Genomic DNA, 928 nt, shown 5'->3' on the forward strand with positions numbered 1-928 from the left:
GCTGCGGGGACCGCGTCGGGGCACCGGGCGAGCATCGACGCGGTGCGCGCGGGGTCCTCCGCGGCGCCCCGGTAGACGACCATCTCGAAGCTGCCGGCGCTCTCCCTGCTCCGCGCGGGAGCGCCCAGGGCCGAGTGCCGCGCCGGCACGGGAGCGGTGACGACCGCGTTGGCGCCGACGACCGCGTCGTCGCCCACCGTGATGCTGCCCGCGAGCACGGCGCCCGGACCGACCCACACGCGGTCCCCGAGCACGGGCGCACCCGTCTCGCCGCGCCGGCCGCTGCGCCCGATCGTCACGCCCTGGCTGACGGTGCAGTTCGCGCCGAGCTGCACCTGACCGATGATGACGCCGCCGAAGTGGCCGATGTAGAACCCCGGGCCGATCGAGGCGCTCTCGGCGATCGAGATCCCCGTCGTCGACTCCACGACGCGGTTGGCCGCGAAGTGCGCCAGCCGGCCGGCGAGGCGGACCGTGCGGCCGGCCCGGCCGGCGGGGGCCCACCGCCAGAGCGCGTGCCCCAGCCGGTGCACGACGACCGCCTGCAGGCCCTGGCACATGAGCAGGGCGCGCGCCGCGTCCAGCCCGGCGCTCTCGACGCCCACGGCGGCCGTCCCGTCGAGCCGCAGCATGTAGCTGTAGCGGTCGACGTCCGCACGCAGCAGGGCGGACAACCGGGGGTCGTTGCGAGAGCTGGACATCCGTCACCTCAGGGGTTCGCAGGGAGGTCGCGGGCGGGCGGCGACCACTGCGTACGGTGACGGGTCCCGGCGCCGCGCGGGGGCGTGGACCACCCGTACCGCGGCACCGCGCCACTCGTTCGGACCAGGATCCGGGCCTCAGGTCCCCGGGCGGCGGGTCGATGGGCGGGGGACGTGACGCCCCACGTCCACCCGCGACGGAAGGGCGACGCGTCATGCCCTCCCCC

General features: G+C 76.7%; 1 protein-coding gene. It reads right to left on the reverse strand.

The genetic code is table 11. The features are described from left to right. On the reverse strand, nt 1–701 hold a 701-nt coding region (locus GTR02_RS21870; protein ID WP_166609565.1), incomplete at its 3' end, for a serine O-acetyltransferase. Between the last annotated feature and the right edge of the window lie 227 nt (nt 702–928).

Source organism: Kineococcus siccus, assembly GCF_009906795.1.
Lineage (GTDB): Bacteria > Actinomycetota > Actinomycetes > Actinomycetales > Kineococcaceae > Kineococcus > Kineococcus siccus.